The following is an 18,463-nucleotide window of genomic DNA, read 5'->3' on the forward strand; positions in this document are numbered from 1 at the left end:
GCCAGAAGATACCGGTTGCAGCGTTTATTACGACGGTAAGCCGTGAACCTGCACACGGCTCCATAGGACGAGCGCCATCACAGCATGATTGCGCCCTGATGTGACAGCGTTTTGCGTGCAAGAGCCTGTCCTGACTCCGCACATTCAACCAATGACCGCGAGTTCAACCAGCCACTCAGAAAACCTGCATTGAACGCGTCGCCGGCACCGCTGGAATCAATCATTTCGGCGGACTTGGCAGGGACAATCTGTGGCATCTCATGACCGGTTGTGCCCAGAACGCAGCCGCGCTCGGCCGCTTTTACCGCTACCACGCCCTGATGGAACGAAAGCCACCGCTTGGCGATCTCCTGCTCGTCCTCGTCGGTCTCCCACAGCTCACGCTCATCGGTGTTGGTGGGCAGCCCGATCGTTGCTGCAACCATCGCGCGTTCCGAAAGTGCTCTCGCACACTGGGCACCTTCCCAAAGGGCCGGGCGATAGTTGCTATCGTAAGCGACATCCTTGCCATCGGCCTTGCGCTGAGCCGACAGAGCGAGCAGCTGCTCGCGGCCTTCCGGGGAAATGATCGCCAGCGAGATGAGGCTGAAGTACACAAGCCTCGCCAAGGCAGCCTCGGCCAATGCGGAGTGCATCCCCGGCAGTTCGAACATCTCGCGCGCCGCGCTGCGATCGCGCCAATAGAGAAAGCTGCGCTCTCCATCGCCATCCACGTGAATCGCGTAGATGCCAAGGTTGCGCGCGGGATGACGCAGAACATAGCGCGTATCGACACCTTCGGCAGACCAGGCTGCTTCCAGCGCGTCACTGATAGGATCGTTGCCGATTGCCGTGACGTAAGCCACGTCATGACCAGCCCGCGCGAGATGGATCGCGGTATTGAGCGTATCGCCGCCATAGCGGAGACCGGCTCCGCCATGGCTATGATACTCCAGCATCGCTTCGCCGAAGATAAAGGTTGTCATTGCAGCCTGTTGTCGCGGTTGCTCCCGGTCAGGAGAAAGCGAGACCTCCGTTGATGTCGAGATTTACGCCCGTAAGGAAAGAGGCTTCGTCGGAGGCGAGATACGCGACAGTGTCGGCGCATTCCTCTGCACACCCTTCACGGCGCAGCGGGGTGGCGTTGGCGACATTTTTGCGCGCTTCGTCCTTGGTGAAGTCGTCATGGAACCTGGTCGCAATCATGCCGGGGCACAGCGAGTTCACGCGGATTCCCTTCGGCCCCAGTTCCTTGGCCATCGCGCGGGTCCAGGTCATCACTGCCCCCTTGGATGTCGCATAGGCACTGGCGCCCGGACCGCCTCCATCACGACCGGCGAGCGATGCAAAATTCACGATGGACGAGCCTGCAGGCATGTGCGGCACAGCGGCCTTAGTCGCGAGAAACGTCGAGGTCATGTTTAGTTGCATGAGGAAGTTGAAAAAATCCTCGTCCATTTCGTCCAGCGTCTTTCGCGCGACCAATCCACCAACGACATTGGCGAGAATGTGGATCTCGTCACCAAATGCTTCACGCGCTGCATCGATCAGCGCCTGCGCCGACGCACCCTTAGTCATATCTGCGTGGACTTTGATCGCTTTGCCGCCACTAGCAGCCTCGATCAGAGCAAGCGTCGCATCGACATCGCTCTCGTTGTCGAACCAATTGACGGCGACGTTCGCCCCTTCGCTGGCCAGCTTCACGGAGATAGCGCGTCCGATATCGCGACTGCCCCCGGTGACGATTGCGGTTTTACCCTTGAGCTTCATGTGTATGTCCCAGTCTTTTTGAGGGTTGGCCGCACTATGCGGTTTTGGGTTTGAGAGGTTTGATTTCCGGGCACAGAATGAGAACGGAAAGCACAGTCATGATCGCAAGGCCCGCACCGACTATGAATGCAGGCGCATAGGAGTTCACGGTTATGACCGGGATGAGGAAGTTCAGGCCGACGACGGCAAGCTTGGCCGCCGTGCCAGCATACCCTGCCAGAGTACCGACGGATTTCCCGCTGTAGAAATCGCTGGGTAAGGTCTGGATATTACCAACAGCAGTCTGGAAACCGAAAAGGATCGCCGCCATCAGCAAAACTGCGATTAACGGCGTCGCCGCTTGAATGGTAGCGATCAGTGCAACGAGCATAATCAGCCCGCCGAGCGCAATCACCGACTTGCGTGTGCGGTTAACAGTCCACCCAGCCTTGATCCGGTTTTGCGCGACCAGTCCACCGAACCAGGCACCGAACATCGCGCCTACATAGGGAATGCCCGCGTAAGTGGCGATTTCCTCAACGCCGAAGCCGTAAGTTTCGAAGAGATAGAGCGGCAGCCATCCGACGAAGAGCCACCAGATCGGATCGAGGAAGGCCGAGGCCATGATGACGCCCCAGCTTTCCTTGCGCGATAGAATCTCGCCCGAGCTGGGCGCATAGTCGGCGACCTCGTCGACATCCTTGTTCCGCTGGCCGGTGAGAATGAACTGGCGCTCTTCTTCGGAGATCCACGGATGCGAGTCCGGGCCGGACTTATAAACGATCAGCCAGGGGATCAGCCACAGGAACCCGAGTGCACCAATCGCGACGAAGGTTGCCTGCCACGAGCCGAGGAACACAAACAGCAGGCCAACAACAGGGGCGGAAACAATCCCTCCGATGGCTGCGCCGGAGTTGAATATCCCCTGCGCCAATGCCCGTTCGTTGATCGGAAACCACTCGGCATTGGCCTTGGTCGCGCCCGGCCAGTTGCCCGCTTCCGCCACGCCCAGCAAGCCGCGGAAAACTGCGAAGCTCGCCATCTGAGTGGCAACAGCGTGCAGCATGGTCGCTGCCGACCAGACGACAATCGAGAGAACGAAACCGAGGCGAACGCCGATCCAGTCAAAGATCTTCCCGAAGATCGTCTGCCCGAAGGCGTAGGCGAAAGTGAAGATGTTGATGATGATCGCATAGTCGGCCTTGGTCAGGCCAAGCTCCTGCGAAATTTCCGGCCAGAACACCGCGAGCGCCCCGCGGTCGATGTAGTTGATGATCGTCGCGATGGCGACAAGGCCCACGATCCAGTAACGCAACTTGCCCACTTTCATCGATCAGCCCTCCTGACTCAGGAAGTCTTCGCGCACGGGGTTGAAGGTATCGATCAGAACACCGGCTTCGATGCACACGGCACCGTGATTGCGGTGAGGGGCGACATAGAACCCGTCACCGGCGCTCAGTTCGCTCTTTTGCCCATCGATGAACACTTCAAACCTGCCGCTTTCGACATAAGTCGCCTGGCTATGCGGATGCGCGTGGACAGCCCCCACCGCGCCCTTGTCGAACCATGCGCGCACGATCATCAGATCAGGTCCATAGCCGAGGATCTGGCGTGAAACTCCGCCTCCAAGCTCTTCTTTCTCCACCTTATCGGCATACACGAAGGCTTGGCTGTGGTTGGTAACTGGCGTGCCCATATCAGTTGCTCTCTCCATTGAGCGCTATTCGCGCCGCAAAGCCGGTCCAGCGCACATCGTGGCCGTCGATCTTCGCATTATGTGTTTTGGCGGGATCGCTGTCGTATGAGAGAGCGAGGGCAGTCTTCGCACCGCTTTTCGTCTCCACGATTACGAAGTCGTAGCCATCGTGGGTTTCATGTCGCAGCGAAGCAATCTGGCTACGACTTCCGACCGTCTGCTCCGCAGCCCCGTCGTAGAGACCATGCGGTTCCAGCAAACTCACGAAACTTGCATCACGACCATCGGTCTTGCGCTGGATGATCATCGGTTCGCGGCGCAGGTTGAAGTTGGGGTCGTTCGCCCCGCTTTCGCCGAGGATCACCTTCAGATCATTCTGCGGAACAAAGCGATAGGTGTAGAAACGCCCACCCAGAATCCATGTCATGAACGCGTTGTCGGCAGTGGGTGTAGCCGTGCCGTCAACCCAGATGTGCTGGTATCCATTGGCATCCCCCAGCACGGGCCGTTCAGTAAGGTAGCGGCTGATCGGAAAGCCGGTTTCTATGATCTGGCCGGAATAGTGCAGCGGCAGATCATAGGTGAGCGAACTGTCGCCCGAGGCATTGAGCACGTCGATCACGACTGGCGCATCGAGACCGGCCACATCGAGCAGGGCCAGCGTGCGCGTCATGGTCACACCGTGTTCGGGATAGGCGCTGTCGATGGTCGCGGTGCTGATCTGGAGATCCGCACTTGCATCGAAATAGAGTTGTTGCGGGGCGTGGAGGTCGGCCAGCTTCTGGTCGCCGCCAAAATGGCTCTCGCCGTTAATGACGAGCGCGTTGTGCGCGACCGTTTGCTTGGCCCAGCTCTCGTTTTCCGGCAGATATCGTCCACCTTCCTTGGCGACGATATTCAGGAAACGTGCTGCACCGTAATCGCTGACGATTTCGTGACCGTTGTCGTAAAACTGCCAGCTCAGCTTGTCGAAATGGCCGTGACCCATGCCTTGCGAGGTGTTTTTAGCGACGAGAGCCATATGGCTTGCGCCCTGCCCGTGTCGGAGGATGGCAACGGCTCCCTGCCCCCCCTCTGGCCCATCGGAAAGAAGAAGCGACCGGAATGGAAACGGCTTCGCTTTGCCAGCAGCGATATCGCGAGAAAGCTTGAGTCCATCATCGGTAAGAATCGTTCGGCCTTGTGACCGCGCAATATCCAGCAGGCCCGGATCGCCCGTTTCAGCATAAGCGATTGCAACACCGTGATAGAGCTCGTCGGTGTTGAGGCTTTTGTCGCGAAGCGCATCGTTGAACGGGAAGAAATACCCGCCGTAGGTCAACTGGATTGTTGTATTCAGCGCCTTCAGCAGGATGCCGTCGCGCCTTTGGAAAATCCGGCGTTTCGGATCGTTTTTAGCGATGGCATCGGCAAACACCATGAACGGCATCAGGGCATAACGCTGATAGTATGGCCCTTCGGTGTAATACCCATCGGGAGAGAAGAGCAGTTCGGTCTGACGCAGAAACCCCGTCTTACCGCTCTTGTCCGAACCCATCAGGGCGCGTTCGACAAGGTCTTCGTCACCGAGGAGATAGCCGGTCATGCCCACACCGGCCGCGGCCCAGGTAGCATGATTATGAATTCGGTCGAAAGTCGCGCGCGAGTCCACCGAGAGGAACTGCGCCGCCCGCCGGAAGACCTGATCGTCGATCAGCTGGCGATCGGCACCGCGCAGCGTGTCGCGAATATCGCCATAACCCTGAACCGCATGAACAAGCCAGACAGCGTCGTTCAAAACCTGCCAGAACAGGCGACCCGGGTTCTGGTTCGCTTTGGCAGGATGCTCGCCCAGAGTTGGATAGAGTTTGGCATAGGCCAGCAGAATATCGCGCACATAGTCGGCATATGCCTGCTCACCTGTCACACGATAAAGCTGGCCGCCGAGGTAGATTGCCTTATAATTACGCTTGTGCTGTTCGTGAGTGTATCCGCCACCCGGATCTGTAGGCACCGGAACGACAACACCCTGCGCCATCATCCCGTCAACAAATGCGCGCGCGTGTTCCACCTCTGCAGCAAAGAGCGGGGGCAGGTCCGCGCTGGGCACAGCGGGAGGGCTCGTAGCCACATCGTGATCCGCCAGAGCCGGGCTGCAACCTGCCAGGGCCAGAGATGCAATGAGAGCACGACAAATCATTTCGCGGGCACCTTGTCGAATACGTTATCACGATCCCGGACACGCAGCTTACCCTCGTAAACGAGCTCTTTATAAACCGGTGCGGGCGTGGCGGAATAATGGTTGCCGATCACTTCAGTGACCGGCGTGCCGGATGTATGTTCGATCAACAACGGGGCACTCGAGGCGAAAGAATTACGCTCGATTCTCGCTGTCTGCACCCCGTGCAGACGAAGGGACCAGGCTTCGCCATCGGCACGACCCCGCCCCACTTCGGACAACACATTACCGGCGATCTTGACTGACGGCCCGAAGGTGCTTTCATCGCGCCCGCCGCGATAGACATCGGCAATATTGCCTTGCACTTTTGCAAAGCTGCTATTCGCAATCTCGAGATACTCGAGGTTGTATTTTCCGTCGTCGTCGAACTCCGATGCAGCAGAAACAACCGTGCCGGAAATGTTGGCGAATGCACTGTTGCTGATAGCCACCTGCTCGGCGAGCACGCCCGCACCCAGTGTGAGCACGTTGAAAGCCTCGCTCGCATCGAGATCGCGCACCGTGACGTTGTCCATGTCCACGCGGATATTTGACTGTAGAAGCGATGTGGGCGTGCGGATCACCGAATTCCCGGCTGAATTCGGTGCAAGGCCGCCGTCTATCACCATGTCTTCCAGTTGAATGGCACCGCCTTCACGAAGCTCGATCAGCGCCGGACCGGTGAAACGGACAATGCTATCCCTACCCTCGTCCGCGGCTGCGCCACGGAAGGTAAGTGCTTTGTCCAATGCGATGACCTGACTGACCACGTGATCGCCCGGCGCAAGCATGAGCACGTCGCCGACCCCAGCTGCGCTCGCGGCCTTAACCAAGGCCCCCTCTTCATTTGTAACTTCAATCACTTTGCCCGAAGCGCCGAAACCAGGATCGGGCGACGGCTTTGCATACCACCGAGGGCCGACCTGATTCAGCGCTACCGGCGAGAGATCGCGCGGGGCGCCCACTTGCAAGAGCGACGGATCGGCTGGGTAGAGCAAACCGTTTTCGGCACGTACCATCTGCACGTTGGCGCGCTTAATTCCCGGAATTTCGCTGCGCCCCTCTCCGCCGACGAAGAGATTATCGGCCATCGCAATCCCTGATATGTCCGTGTCGACCGCGAGGAATGAAGCGCTATCTTTCGCACTCAGAAGGTTGCGCGCGAACAAACTGTCAATTGGCGGGGCGGATCGCTCCTCGTCCTCGCCAGCACCCAGCGTCACTCTAGTGCTATCGATGACGGTATTATTGGTGATGGCCGCACGCTCAACCTGAACGTATCGGTTGACTGGCGAATTTGGCACGCCGTTCATCAATGACAGAGCACTTGAAAATCCTGTCCCGCGCAGCCCTTCCAGATAGTTATTACGAACGACCTGGCCGCGATTAATGACACGGATTCCGCCCGTATAGTCCTTACCTCCGCCGAAGAACACGTTGCGCTCGACCAGATTGTCGTCACCGTGACGGAGTGTGAGCGAACCGCGTGAACGAAGGAACACGTTGCCACGGAAAATGTTACCGCCCGACTTGGACGAAATGATTTCGACTTCACCGTCACAACGATCGAAAATGTTGTTCTCTACCAGCGTATTCGAATTGAACATCGAGTAGCGGCTCGTTCCGATACGCAGCGTCTCGCCACCATTGGAGCCAAGAACGGGCCGCGGGCCGAAGTAGTTGTGATCGATCCGGTGACTGTTTTCACGGCTACCCTCGGTGTCGAGGCGCACCACGAGAGTAACACCCTTGTTGGTCTTTCCAGCAAGGTAGGAATGGTCGAACCGATTGCTGGAGCCATACAGCCCCACCCAATAGTCCACATCGTAACGGCCCGGCTTGCTGAAACCGTCGATGACCACTTCGGTCACGCGCGAATAGCGCGCCTGATCCTCCTTGGTACGTCGAAACGAAATGACTTCGCCGCGCGGGCTATAGCCATCCTTGAATACCAGCCCTGTTACGAGGACATATTCTCCGCCAATGCGAAGACTGGACTGTCCGGTCAGTATGACCTTGCCAGCCTCTTCGGAAATAACTGTGATCGGGGCATCCTTGCGCCCCCTGCCAGTAACTACGAGATCAAAATCCCGCCACTCGCCATTCGCCAGAATGATGATGTCACCCGCTTTGACGCTCTCGAGCGCCTTCGCATACTCACCCTGACTGCGAACATAGTAATTCTCCGCCTGGACAGGGACGGCATACAGCAGCGCGACTGCCGACAGCAGGCATATCCTGAGCACATTCCCCTCCCGGCCTTAGCCCCGTTTGCGAAACGCGAGCTAGCCGACAGCCGAGCAAAGTGTCAATCACTTTGGTATGCCAAAATTCAAAAAATATGTAATACCAAATTATGCGATGCGCGTGGCGGCTGCAAATCGCTCCCTACTGGCACTCGCTTTCTTCTGCGCTTCGGCAATCGCCTTGCGCTCCGCCACATCCAGCATGGCATCAATCAACCGGTGAAAATGTTCGCGCATCGCAGCGCGGGCGCCTGCAGGATCGCGTGCCTTTACAGCATCGAATACCGCCTTGTGCTCCTCAGTCCGCGACTTGGCATCGTGGACGCACACCGCCTCATATGCCTGCTTTATCTCGGGAATTTCTTCGCGCATCTGCCAGAGCGATTTTACGGTATGCACCATCGCGGCATTGTTCGAAGCCTCAGCAATCTTGAGATGGAAAAGCTCGTCAGCTTCGTTGGCCTCCTCCTCACTGCCAGACCGCATCTTAGCGACCAAACGCTCCAGTTGTTCGATCCCCACCTCATCGATGTTATGCGCGGCCAATGCTGCCGTCTCCGATTCGATCAGCAAACGAGCCTCTGTCACTTCAAAGGCACTGACCGCAGGCAGGGCATGCCTCATCGCCGGGGGGTTGTCGCTTACATAAACACCTGATCCAGTTTTGATTTCGAGCCGCCCTATTGCCTGAAGCGCGATCTCCGCCTCACGAATGGTTACACGGCTTACGCCCAGTTTCTCCGCAAGCTCTCTCTCGCCAGGAAGACGGGTTCCGGCTGGATAAAGTCCCTCGTCAATAAGGTTCTCGATCTGTTTCGCAACCGTTTGAAAAAGTCTCTTCGAAGATATTTGCCCCATCGCGAATAAGCATCCCTTACTAGTGGAGCTATGGTTAGCACCGATAGATTGGCATTGCCATATCGCCTGACGCGCCACCGCACAGCGCACCTCCGCTCGCTGCGCTCCGCCGCTACATATCAGACAAGCCCATCGCACACCTCACCCCCGAAATATACAATCCTCTTTATATTGCCAATTATTTCCTTCGGCGTATACCTTATATGGATACCACAAAGGAGAGAGGATTATGCGTAATAAATCCATCAAGCTGGCAGGGACACTTGGCCTAAGCATGGTGCTGGCTTCGCCGGCCTGGGCTGCGTTCACCTGTGATCCGGTACAGGACACGACCGGATCGCCTTATTCCGAAGCGAAATTCAAGAATGCACTTGATCACGCCAAATTACAGCTCCCCACTTCAAGTACCTGCATAAAAAATAGCAAAATAGTTAATTACTATTACGATCCAGATAATTGGTATCTTGATAATACCAATATGCAATTCAAGATTGACAACGGAGGATCTTCCAAACGAAACGAGCTAAGAGGGGATTCTTTTGCGGGAAGCCGCACCGATATGGCCATGAATCTTCGGCTAAGCCTCAAGTATGGCGGTTCCTACTCCGGACGTTTCACAGTCGCGCAGATCTATGGGCAGACCGGGGGCCAGCCTATCCTGCGGGTCGAATTCCTCAGCTCCAGAAGCGGCCTAAGCAACTACCTGTGGGGAATCTACCGCACGAACGCAGGCATCTCGCCGCAATATCAGTATAAACCGCTGGGACCGGCGCCCACCAGCTTTACGAAGCTTGACCTCGTATACAACGACAATGGCACAATCACTGCAAAGCTCGGTGACAATGCGGTGCAAACCTGGTCGGATAATATGAGTTATTATACGCAGTCGTCGAAGTCAGTGTATTTCAAAACTGGCTGCTATTTGCAGAATGCAGGCGACTGTTACGTTCGCCTCTCGACGTTGAACTTCGACACCTGACAAGGGCAGAAAATGCGCCGCCCATCGATAAGGATGGGCGGCGCTCAATTTCAACAATATGTCAGTCGAGCCTTGGCTTACAGGGCGATGACCGCACGTGCCTCAGTTGATGCCATTTCTCGATAAAAAGCGATCAACTTCGCCGGCAATGCGCTTTTTCTCGGAGGCGGGAAACTTTCCATGTCCGCCTCCGGGCACGACCACCATTTGAGTAGGCACCTTGGCCTTCTTCAAAGCTGCCAGAAGTTCGCGAGACTGTTCTATAGTCACAACTTCATCATGATCGCCATGCACGATCATTGTTGGCGGCACGGCTGGTCCTACATAAGTAATAGGCGACATCCGAACATCCATTTCCCTGGCGCCTGGATAGTCCCCCACCCAACGGACGACAGAAGAATGACGCCCGGTAGCGCCGTTATAGGCTTGTGCGAGGTTTGTCGGACCATAAAAATCCAGCACAGCAGCAACCTGAGGCACTTGCTTACAATCCGAAGGGTCAAGTCCATCTTCGGGCTCAAGGTAACTAGCCATCAAGGCAAGGTGGCCACCTGCGGAAGTCCCGTGAGCAACAATCTTCTCGCGATCAAAACCATACCGATCAGCATTCTCAGCCACCCAGTGCAAAGCACAGCGCGCATCCTGAACCGCAGCGGGAGCTTTGGCCTCGCCAGCCAGCCGGTACTGAACGGTAATCACCGCATACCCTTTTTCCAGATAGCGGGAGTAGCCTCGCCAGCTTTCCGGGCGCTGTCCCCGCGCCCATGCTCCGCCATGAAAATACACCAAAACCGGTGAGGCGCGTCCGTTGGAACGAGAGCTTGTATAGAGATCCAGATGCAGATCCCGTCCATCAACTGAGCGATAGACGATATCTTTGTAAGCTGCAGACACAGGTCCGGCACCGTCAGGTAATGACTGCTCAGGTCTGGAAGGAGATGCTTCCAGACCTGTCGGCTGAGCCGACGCACAGCTTGACAGCGTAATAGTTGAAACTGCCAGTGCGATCGCCAACTGTTGGCGAGTCATATCAATACGGCGCCCCCAGCCCATCACATTTTCACCCGAAGGCCGATGAAGTACTTCGACCCATAATAGTGATACTGGCGAGTGCTTCCTACAACCGGCATGTAAGTCACCTTAGGCTCATTGAAGATATTCAGAGCTTCGAGACGCAGAGACACGCCTCGCATCAGATCAAGCGACGCACGCAAATCAAATGTCTGGTTATCGCCGACGTAGCGCAACTGGCTATTTCCTCCGACGAAATCCTGATAGTATTGCGACCGGTAATTGTAGATCCCCTGCAGAGACAGTGGACCGATGTCATAATATACCTGCGCCGACACCACGTGTTTCGAATAACCGGATAGATTGGCGGGCGGGATAATCCCCGGCTCGACTTGGTCCGTAACCGGATCGTACACATCGCCAAGCAGAATATCGTGCGATTTAAAATTCGACTTCGCGTAGTTGTAGCTCACTTTCGTGCCCAGACCATTCAGCGGTGCTGGCAGGAAACTGAAGCGGGTCGCAGCGGTGACCTCTACGCCATATATACTCGATTTATCGTCGCTGTTCCGTGTCTGCGTAACAGGGATGGTGACTTGCTGGCCGCCAATGACAAAGTCCTCGTCGATCCGCACAGGCTGGAAACCACCAGAGAATCGCTTGTAGTAGACCGTTGTCGAGAGGAGGCTGTCGGCATTCGGATACCATTCGAGTGCCAGATCGCCATTCCATGACATCAACGGCTCCAGACGAGGACTTCCGCTTGCCTGGATGCTACGGATGGCATCGGCCACGTCAGCGAACGCCGTACCGTCGTCAAGCCGAATCGAACGGCCGGCGGATAGCGCGCTTGGAGCTGGGCGTGACATCGCACGATACACCGCAGCCCTGAGCAGGACATTGGGCTGAACTTCGAAAATCAGGTTGGCGCTGGGTAGCACGCGCGTTGTGTCGTGCTTGATCGTCACAGTCTCGAAGTCGCCGGTTTCAACCAGCCGGATCGTCCCGTCGCCGTTGTCGACGACATCGAGGGCGCTTCGCAACCCATTCGATTCAACGTCGGTCTTAACCACCCGAACGCCCACGTTTCCGCGAATAGGGACCGAGCCCAAAGCGCCCTCATAGTCGGCCATGACATAACCCGCCCAGACCTGCTCCAGCACATCTGTATTGGTAATACCTCTGATATCGGCACTGCGGCCGGGGTCTTCGGTTCCAAGATATGCGTTAAACAGGCAGAGCGGATCGAAAGTAGCCCAGCTGGATATCTGATTGCCGGGCGCATCTTTCAGGAAATCGCGCTGCGGAAATTGCGTTCTACAAAGCAGGTTAGCATCGCGGTCAACAGCACGATCGCCCTGAGTCATCTCTACACGGTCGGTATAGTCGCCATATGTCTGGTGACTGTACCGAACCCCGGCCCGCAAGGCCGAGACAATTCCTGGAAGCTCATAACTGACATCGAAACGACCGGCCCAGATGGTGTTGGCGCGCTGCCGCTCGTCCCGGCGCAGGCGGGCATCATCGCTGAAGAGCGACCAGTCGTTGAGGTCGAAACGGGGATCGATAGTGAACACGGGGGCGAAACTGTCGCGCGCATCGTAGGTATAGGCGACGCGCTGATTGCCAACCGGGGTGCGGTCACCGAAAATATCCAGGGCGTCAGTACGAAGCCGCGTACTGCGTGAACGATCAAGTCGAGTGGTGTCCGAATACGAAACATCCGCAGTCAGGCGTAGTCGATCGGTTGCATCAACTGCAATCTCAAGCCCCCCGCCCAGATACTCTTCGGATCGCTCAGTCAAAGTCGAAGTGGATTCGAGCGAAGTCATACCTTCGGCGTATCGCAGGAACCCTGCCGGATCGACTTCGCGATTTTGCAGCGCCAGCCGAAGTTCGGAGAAGGTCAGATCGCTGCGATCTTCAGCGAAAGAGCGGTCCGAATATTCGACATCCAAGTTGATATCGATATTCGACGCCGGCTGCCACTGGATGGCGCCGAACACGGCGTCGCGCTGGTCATTTTCGCTTATCTGGCGATAAGTCAGTGCATTTGGCACGATGTAGAACGGCGTACCCTCATTTACCTCGGCGTTCGAAACGTCTCTGCAGTTTCCGTTCAGAACATCGACGGAATCGTCACAAGCCCGCCAGGTTGAACTCCCCGCCATCGTTTCTTCGGGGTTAGAGGTCCGCTGCCGCTGGTAACCGACAGAGATACCGAATCTGCCCAGATTGCCGATATCGAACTGATCGACCAGGCTGATCGTACCACGCCACCCCATGCCCCCATCACCGATGATACGGTCCTGATATGGGTTGTAATTTACCTTACCTTCGATCTGGATTCGCTGCCGACCGTAATCGAGAGGCCGCAATGTTCCCAGTTCGATCGTGCCCGCAACGCCCCCTTCAATGAGGTCGGCCTGCTGCGATTTGTAGATCGTAATTTTGTTGATCAGTTCAGACGGAAACTGGTTGAAATTGACAGACCGGTCCCCGCTTCCATTGCTGGCCTCGCGACCATTAAATGTCGAGTTGCTCAGAAACGGCCCCAAACCGCGAAGAGCGATCTCGGACGCATCGCCTTTTTCGCGGTGGGTCGTTGCGCCGGTAATGGTTTGAATAGCCTGACCGACCGATAGCGCCGGAATATCGCCAATATCGTCGGCAGACAGTGCATCGACGATTGCGGTGGCCTGACGTTTAGTGCTGATCGAATCCTGGATTGTCGCACGAATGCCGCTGACTACAATCTCATCAGTCGATGCTTCAGCAGATTCAGGTGCCGCAGATTCGTCCTGCGCGATGGCCGCATTCGACCACATAAGTGCGATCACGGCCACACCGCATGACATGCAAACCTGGCGCCTAGCACTCAGCACGCCGCGCACAACACTACCTTTACGTGACATTTAGCTCCCTCCCATTGACCTTTTGCAGTCCACCTAATTGTCTAGGCAATTTAGTCAACCAATTTATTGGAAAATTCCCACTTTGTGGAATTTTTTGTAATACCAATTGGTATGGATTTGGGGGCTTACGGGTGCGCTCCCCCGCTTTGGCCAGATAAAGCGGAGCATAAAGGCAGGCAGCATGCGCCAAAATGATAGGCCCATGCGCGGTTTGAATGAGAGGAGCGCCAAGAACAGCGGCCTAAACATACTTAAAGGGCAACAGCGTCAGACATGCCGAAGCTGAGCGGTACAGACTATTGTCAGCAAATGCCGCTTCGCCTCATCGGTCGGGCGCATACCTTCGCCGACGATAAGCGGCAGGTGCGATGGATTTGAAACCAAAAATCCACGCCCAGACAGTATAATGCCGGAAATTCGATTGCGCTAATTGAGGCGCGCGCCAGCAAAGCATGGCGACAGCGATCCAGGCTGCGATGGGCATATGACCAAACCATGCAATGGTGCCATAAGCGGGGCCGGAGACCTCGATTTCTGGCCGCCGTGTTGTGCACGAGCTGACGGAGCCGATCGCCCAGCGCGGCAAGCCCGGTATGATCGTCAGCGACAACGGCACCGAGCTTACCAGTAATGCGGTGCTGGCATGGTGCGGGGAGATCGGTGTGGAGTGGCATTACATCGCACCGGGCAGGCCGATGCAAAACGGCTACGTCGAGAGGTTGGCCTTTGGCCAGCTTCGCTTCCAATGGCCGCATACGCGACGAGCTGCTCAACGAGACGTTGTTCCTCAGCCTGGCCCATGCCCGGGTCGAGATCGCCGCCTGGGTGGATGACTACAGCCGAGAGAAACCGCACTCGTCTTTTGGCTACGCAACCCCGGCGGCGTTCGCCGCCGAACTGGATAAGCAATGGCCTGCTTCGCTACGCCGTACGGGCTCCGCTAGGCAGCCCATTGCTTCAACCGCGCTCATGCGCAACAAAGCGGTTCGGCTCTAATCCCAGCTGGAGGAAAGCTGGGGGTCACGTCACCCATCGCCGCCGCACCGCCAAAGGACAAATCGTCAGCGCAAACGATGGGTCAAAGCAGTGCGCGTTACACATGCCAAATTACGCAGAAGTGGAGGACGAAGGCGGACAGTAAGGGGAGTAACGCGATTCAGGCAGGCCCTCTTAGCCAAAGGGGATCAGCCGATGCTTCCAGAAACTCCGCATCCGTAAATTTCCGGAACTTTCTGCCGGTTCTGATCTCCGTGGGAGCCACTATCAGCCGAGAACACTTTCCATTCCGGGAGAGAGACTCTTCAACCCAAAACGGAGCCTTATCAAACCCGACAAAAAACCTCTCGAACACATCCAGAAGGGCTGGTTTGCCCGGATCAATCCGCCGCTGCTGATAGTCAAACGCCCCGTCTTCCCGGTTGAACGGATAGCGATCCCACGCAAAGCGGTCGGAACTGAGTGCGGAAAATGCCTCCTTGAGCTTGGAAGCCTCCTTCTTAAAGCGCTCAAGGTTATACCCATTCACCAGAGTCCGATATAGATCATGCGAAATGGTCAGGTAGCAATCTTCCAAAATCCCTTCGGATATCAAGTCGTTCAGGAGCAGAAAAAATGTCTCTACATCCCCTTTCGTTCCAAGCATGAACGAGTGGTTTGGGAATACCAGCCCAAAGGAATTCCGTCTCTGATCAACAAGGTTGCTGGGTCGATTATAGGCCATATCTACTCTAGAAACTCGATATCATCCGCTGTCAGATTTCCATTTGTCCTATCAACGATCATCGTCCGAATTTCGATCTTTTGGGCTTCGGTCACAGTTTGACCTCGCACATCTATCACCAACTCCTGATCCATGCCTGGCGTGATGTTGTCCGCCTGCTTGTTGATCGAATTCGAAGCGTCCCGGATGAGAGAACTCTGGCCGCCGGTTCTCGAGAGATCGCAGTTTTTAACTTCTATCGCACAATTGTCGGCAACACAGTCAACTCGGATACTTCCCTTGGTCCCGTTCAGCATAGAATCACCGCCCTTATAGGATTGCTGACCGACCCCACCCGTTTCGTCCAGAACATCCCCCTCCAGACTGCCGCCAAGACGGTCTTTTACCCGTGTTCGGAACATCGTCTGCTCCCTTTGAGGCATTAGCAGCATCTGCTCCTGCGTCGAGCAGGTCATCGACGAGTGCGGCGGCATTATCTGCCTTGCCCGGCTTTCGGCAGCAGCCCGACGCCGCCCTCGGCAATGGCGATGCCAGCGGTAGCGGCAAAATAGGTGAGCTCGGCATCGTCGCGGCTCATGCCCGCTTGCATCAGGCCCGTAACCCTGAACGATAGAACCTCTTTCCCAGTGAACAGCTTTCGGGTGCCTGTTACGGCCTGATCAGCACCAGCCAGTACCCCGGCAGCTCCAGCGGCACATCCAGCGCCAACCGTTTCCACGCAGCTTGCAAGCCCGCCGGTGAAGCTGAAAAAGACAGCAGCCGTACCGCTTGCGGCTTCCATTGCCCCCTTGAACCGCGTGCCATCCGGCGAATTCAGGAATGCATTCGACCGCTGGATCCCGCAAACAAGAGACGCATCGCCTGCGCACAGCGCATTGTCGATTCTGTCTTGCTCAAGCCCGGCATCAATATAGGCGCCGTACAACTAGCCGAATGCGTCGTAAAACTCGTTGTGTTCTACGGAACAGACCTCGGGCTCAGCGCCAATGCATGCGGACCATGCGTTGTAATTCTCGATAAGCTGCTCGGCTGTAAGGCTGCAAAGCAAGCGCCGAGCTCGCCACAAAGCTCAAAAACACAATCGCTCAGGGCGATACCGCAAACGATGCGGTCGAGCCACTGCGCGAAACATATGCCGGTGTATAAGGAAGGGGGAGGGAATTAAGTCCCGCCAAACATCTGTGACATATCGCGCCATCTTAGGTTTTCTGGAAAAGCCACGCCGTCAAAAAATGACCTAAAGGCTGTGACAACATCATCAATGAACAGCACCTCGTCAGGTTCCATTTTCATGTGGCCGCCACCAAACAATAGAGTTTGCTCTCCTTTGAATGGTACTTTTGGCTCTTCAAGATATGCTCGCCAGTGTTTTCCACTGGGCATTTCTCGTATCTCCAGAACACAAGTGACACGACCACCGGCCACCTGAATATATGAACCATCTGGTCTAATCAGGCTTGCATACGATTGCGGGCCATAGCTTTTCAAGGCCCTCAGGCTTTTCTCGATTTTTGCAAAATCTTGCACTTGCGCGGGTGGTGTTTTTTCGACTTCAAGGAGCATTTTCATGGCAGATATATCGTTATGTTCCCAACAATAGACTCACCGTTCAGCTTACCAACACCTTCGCTGGCCCAAACTTGTTCATATACATATCATTGAAGTTCTGTTGCGAGGTTTTACTTTCACCCCCGCTTTTGTATTCAATACCCCATAGGTCTCCGCTGTCTGTACGCACAACGGCATCGTAGCGGCGCTGCCCAACAGCAGCATTATCACAGCTCGTATCGAGGCCCATGCCCAAAGATCAAAATGGGACTGGGCGGTACTGGTGGTGAGGATGGCCGCCGCCGCCGCCCTCGCGGGCGGCGGCGCGTTCTATTACGCCAAAGCCAACATCGTCAGGATGATTTCCAGCGATCCGTCCAGCTCATCTCCTAGGACGATGACGCAGGATGGTGTGGCATTGCAAACGACCCATTATTCAGGATCGCAATGGGATCAGCTACTGCGCAATCGCCATGCCAGAGTATCAGGCGCCAGAGTCGGCAGACTGATCACGCTCCAGCAGCATTTTGTTCCGCCAAAGTCACGGCGCGGTCTATGTAATCCTTTGTCACATAATGCACAAAACCAAGGCGATCACCGGCCTCAAAACTAGCCTGATAAGATTTCAGTTTCGCCACCTCCCCAAGCAATGCCAAGGCGGCAAGATGCTAGATCGGGCGGGCACCCGGCGCATTGGTCGGCAAGGCCGCATGGTCCCGCAGCGCTTTGTCCAAATCCTGCGCCTCGGCCCACGCTATCGCCTCCTCCGACGCCTGACGGACGTGCTCTTCAAGGATTTCAGGGACTTGATAAACTAATCCCTTCCTGCTCCGAACAAGCGGAGCATAGCTTCCTAGCCCTGAATCTATAGTTTTGCAGCCATGTGAGAAAGCGTCGCTAGATGCTGAAAGGGTTGCTTCAAGCTGCTGCTCTTCTCCGTATTTTCGTATTCCATAAATGATCTGGACTGTACGATCTGGCAGACAAAAGCGCGTGGACTTATCTCCCACTTCATCAGTGTATGCTCGCCAACCTAGGGCTTTAAGAACGTCTGTAACCTCTTTGATCTTCATTGATCTGCCCCCGGAAAAGTTCTGATTTCAATCGGAATGCCATTTGGATAACCCTGCTCACGCAAAGGAACTCCGGGTCTGAGGCCAAATTCGCGGGCAACATCACCACGAGGGATCGCGTCGCCATTTCGAAACCGCGACACCCGCTCAAAATGGGATTGGGTCACACTGGCCGCTGGCATGGTCGTCGCCGCCCTCCTCGCGGGCGGGGGCGCGTTCTTCGTCGCAAAAGCCAACATCGTCAGGAATGATTTCCAGCGCTCAATCCAGCTCATCTCCTAGGACGACGACGCAAGCTGGTGCAGGCTTGCAAACGGACAGGGTGCCAAAGGCGATTCCGGAACTCAATACTGCGCAATTGCCATGCCAGAGTATCAAGTGCCCGAGGACGGGGCGGCGGAGTGATTTCTCGCGGCGACTCCTTCTTTCCTCCGATATATTATGCGGCAATCGGAAGAAGCTGGATTTTCAAGAGGTTCTGTGCTGCAAATA

The 18,463-nt window shown here is 56.1% G+C and carries 16 protein-coding genes and 2 pseudogenes; 3 read left to right on the forward strand and 15 right to left on the reverse strand.

The window, feature by feature from the left end; translation table 11 throughout:
* Window positions 1-77: 77 nt before the first annotated feature.
* From CV013_RS10100 to CV013_RS10130, 7 genes are all read right to left on the reverse strand, one after another.
* Window positions 78-965, reverse strand: a complete 888-nt coding sequence (locus CV013_RS10100; RefSeq protein ID WP_102155309.1) for a sugar kinase — start codon at window positions 963-965, stop codon at window positions 78-80.
* A 28-nt stretch (window positions 966-993) separates the two neighbouring features.
* Complete coding sequence (locus tag CV013_RS10105) at window positions 994-1,749, reverse strand: SDR family NAD(P)-dependent oxidoreductase (protein ID WP_102155312.1); 756 nt, start codon at window positions 1,747-1,749, stop codon at window positions 994-996.
* 34 nt (window positions 1,750-1,783) lie between these two features.
* Window positions 1,784-3,058, reverse strand: a complete 1,275-nt coding sequence (locus tag CV013_RS10110) for an MFS transporter (protein ID WP_102155314.1) — start codon at window positions 3,056-3,058, stop codon at window positions 1,784-1,786.
* A 3-nt stretch (window positions 3,059-3,061) separates the two neighbouring features.
* Window positions 3,062-3,424: a cupin domain-containing protein gene (locus CV013_RS10115; RefSeq protein WP_102155315.1), complete on the reverse strand. Its 363-nt coding sequence runs from the start codon at window positions 3,422-3,424 to the stop codon at window positions 3,062-3,064.
* Window position 3,425: 1 nt separating this feature from the next.
* Window positions 3,426-5,534 carry an alginate lyase family protein gene (locus tag CV013_RS10120; RefSeq protein ID WP_223805231.1) on the reverse strand — a complete coding sequence of 703 codons (2,109 nt, stop codon included), beginning with the start codon at window positions 5,532-5,534 and terminating at the stop codon, window positions 3,426-3,428.
* A gap of 65 nt (window positions 5,535-5,599) precedes the next feature.
* The gene (locus tag CV013_RS10125; protein WP_102155320.1) at window positions 5,600-7,867 is read right to left on the reverse strand and encodes a polysaccharide lyase 6 family protein; all 2,268 of its coding nucleotides are present in this window, start codon (window positions 7,865-7,867) and stop codon (window positions 5,600-5,602) included.
* Between the two features lie 108 nt (window positions 7,868-7,975).
* A complete protein-coding gene (locus CV013_RS10130; protein ID WP_223805230.1) occupies window positions 7,976-8,803 on the reverse strand; it encodes a FadR/GntR family transcriptional regulator in 828 nt (275 codons plus the stop codon).
* Window positions 8,804-8,954: 151 nt separating this feature from the next.
* On the opposite strand from CV013_RS10130, the gene CV013_RS10135 reads away from it, so the two are divergent.
* Entirely contained in the window at window positions 8,955-9,704 is a 750-nt protein-coding gene (locus CV013_RS10135; protein ID WP_102155323.1) for a polysaccharide lyase family 7 protein, read from the forward strand.
* Between the two features lie 102 nt (window positions 9,705-9,806).
* Here the strand turns inward: CV013_RS10135 and CV013_RS10140 are convergent, their stop codons facing one another.
* Window positions 9,807-10,733 carry an alpha/beta hydrolase gene (locus tag CV013_RS10140; protein WP_157935762.1) on the reverse strand — a complete coding sequence of 309 codons (927 nt, stop codon included), beginning with the start codon at window positions 10,731-10,733 and terminating at the stop codon, window positions 9,807-9,809.
* A 23-nt stretch (window positions 10,734-10,756) separates the two neighbouring features.
* Window positions 10,757-13,555: a TonB-dependent receptor gene (locus tag CV013_RS10145; RefSeq protein WP_223805229.1), complete on the reverse strand. Its 2,799-nt coding sequence runs from the start codon at window positions 13,553-13,555 to the stop codon at window positions 10,757-10,759.
* 593 nt (window positions 13,556-14,148) lie between these two features.
* Here CV013_RS10145 and CV013_RS10150 point away from each other — a divergent pair.
* Window positions 14,149-14,626 (forward strand): annotated as a pseudogene (locus CV013_RS10150) (integrase core domain-containing protein); the annotation flags it as partial.
* Between the two features lie 160 nt (window positions 14,627-14,786).
* On the opposite strand, the gene CV013_RS10155 reads toward CV013_RS10150, so the two are convergent.
* The 4 genes from CV013_RS10155 to CV013_RS10170 all read right to left on the reverse strand — a co-directional run bounded on the left by CV013_RS10155 (window position 14,787) and on the right by CV013_RS10170 (window position 16,919).
* Window positions 14,787-15,272 carry a hypothetical protein gene (locus tag CV013_RS10155; protein ID WP_198591857.1) on the reverse strand — a complete coding sequence of 162 codons (486 nt, stop codon included), beginning with the start codon at window positions 15,270-15,272 and terminating at the stop codon, window positions 14,787-14,789.
* Window positions 15,273-15,352: 80 nt separating this feature from the next.
* Window positions 15,353-15,751: a hypothetical protein gene (locus CV013_RS10160; protein ID WP_123639916.1), complete on the reverse strand. Its 399-nt coding sequence runs from the start codon at window positions 15,749-15,751 to the stop codon at window positions 15,353-15,355.
* A gap of 71 nt (window positions 15,752-15,822) precedes the next feature.
* Complete coding sequence (locus tag CV013_RS10165) at window positions 15,823-16,131, reverse strand: hypothetical protein (RefSeq protein WP_157935763.1); 309 nt, start codon at window positions 16,129-16,131, stop codon at window positions 15,823-15,825.
* A gap of 380 nt (window positions 16,132-16,511) precedes the next feature.
* Complete coding sequence (locus CV013_RS10170; protein ID WP_102155331.1) at window positions 16,512-16,919, reverse strand: hypothetical protein; 408 nt, start codon at window positions 16,917-16,919, stop codon at window positions 16,512-16,514.
* Between the two features lie 271 nt (window positions 16,920-17,190).
* Between CV013_RS10170 and CV013_RS15700 the strand changes: the two genes are divergently transcribed.
* Window positions 17,191-17,511, forward strand: coding sequence for a hypothetical protein (locus CV013_RS15700; RefSeq protein WP_190276513.1), 321 nt, complete (start codon window positions 17,191-17,193; stop codon window positions 17,509-17,511).
* Here the strand turns inward: CV013_RS15700 and CV013_RS10175 are convergent.
* Window positions 17,408-17,971, reverse strand: a pseudogene (locus CV013_RS10175) (DUF6990 domain-containing protein). The gene CV013_RS15700 and the pseudogene CV013_RS10175 overlap by 104 nt on opposite strands.
* Window positions 17,968-18,246 (reverse strand): hypothetical protein, encoded by a 279-nt coding sequence (locus CV013_RS15560; protein ID WP_157935764.1) that lies wholly within the window; start codon window positions 18,244-18,246, stop codon window positions 17,968-17,970. Before CV013_RS15560 ends, CV013_RS10175 begins: the two are co-directional and overlap by 4 nt.
* Window positions 18,247-18,463 lie beyond the last annotated feature (217 nt).

The sequence above is a fragment of the Tsuneonella flava genome (assembly GCF_002870965.1).
GTDB classification, from domain to species: Bacteria; Pseudomonadota; Alphaproteobacteria; order Sphingomonadales; family Sphingomonadaceae; genus Tsuneonella; species Tsuneonella flava.

Excerpts from the sequence above, each read along its gene's own strand:
- CV013_RS10165 (WP_157935763.1), bottom strand. The coding sequence starts at position 16,131 with ATGGAAGCCGCAAGCGGTACGGCTGCTGTCTTTTTCAGCTTCACCGGC.
- CV013_RS10140 (WP_157935762.1), bottom strand. The coding sequence starts at position 10,733 with ATGACTCGCCAACAGTTGGCGATCGCACTGGCAGTTTCAACTATTACG.
- CV013_RS15700 (WP_190276513.1), top strand. The coding sequence starts at position 17,191 with ATGGCCGCCGCCGCCGCCCTCGCGGGCGGCGGCGCGTTCTATTACGCC.
- CV013_RS15560 (WP_157935764.1), bottom strand. The coding sequence starts at position 18,246 with ATGAGCTGGATTGAGCGCTGGAAATCATTCCTGACGATGTTGGCTTTT.
- CV013_RS10105 (WP_102155312.1), bottom strand. The coding sequence starts at position 1,749 with ATGAAGCTCAAGGGTAAAACCGCAATCGTCACCGGGGGCAGTCGCGAT.
- CV013_RS10100 (WP_102155309.1), bottom strand. The coding sequence starts at position 965 with ATGACAACCTTTATCTTCGGCGAAGCGATGCTGGAGTATCATAGCCAT.
- CV013_RS10170 (WP_102155331.1), bottom strand. The coding sequence starts at position 16,919 with ATGAAAATGCTCCTTGAAGTCGAAAAAACACCACCCGCGCAAGTGCAA.
- CV013_RS10135 (WP_102155323.1), top strand. The coding sequence starts at position 8,955 with ATGCGTAATAAATCCATCAAGCTGGCAGGGACACTTGGCCTAAGCATG.
- CV013_RS10110 (WP_102155314.1), bottom strand. The coding sequence starts at position 3,058 with ATGAAAGTGGGCAAGTTGCGTTACTGGATCGTGGGCCTTGTCGCCATC.
- CV013_RS10155 (WP_198591857.1), bottom strand. The coding sequence starts at position 15,272 with ATGCTTGGAACGAAAGGGGATGTAGAGACATTTTTTCTGCTCCTGAAC.
- CV013_RS10115 (WP_102155315.1), bottom strand. The coding sequence starts at position 3,424 with ATGGGCACGCCAGTTACCAACCACAGCCAAGCCTTCGTGTATGCCGAT.
- CV013_RS10160 (WP_123639916.1), bottom strand. The coding sequence starts at position 15,751 with ATGTTCCGAACACGGGTAAAAGACCGTCTTGGCGGCAGTCTGGAGGGG.